The organism is Microvirga pakistanensis, from assembly GCF_004458765.1.
GTDB lineage: Bacteria > Pseudomonadota > Alphaproteobacteria > Rhizobiales > Beijerinckiaceae > Microvirga > Microvirga pakistanensis.
The window spans coordinates 1-223 of the sequence record NZ_SPJX01000113.1 but is presented as its reverse complement, the minus strand read 5'-3'; the positions used below and the strand labels follow the sequence as shown (position 1 = coordinate 223).

At 58.7% G+C, this 223-nt stretch carries 1 pseudogene; it reads left to right on the top strand.

The window, feature by feature from the left end:
• Window positions 1-223, top strand: a pseudogene (locus tag E4K09_RS04090) (TRAP transporter substrate-binding protein); the annotation flags it as partial.

Here is a 223-nt window from a genome sequence, read left to right as displayed (position 1 = left end):
GGAGGTGCTTGTCATGTCGAAGAGGAGTTTCGACAAACTCTCTCCGGAGGATCAAAAGGCGCTGCGTGAAGCGGCCAGGGAGTCGGTCGCGAAGATGCGTGAGCTCTGGGAAGCGCGCGAGAAGGATGCGGAGAAGAAGATCCGGTCCAGCGGCAGCCAGATCAACAATGTCGACAAGCAGCCCTTCATCGACGCCATGAAGCCCGTCTACGAGAAGTACGCG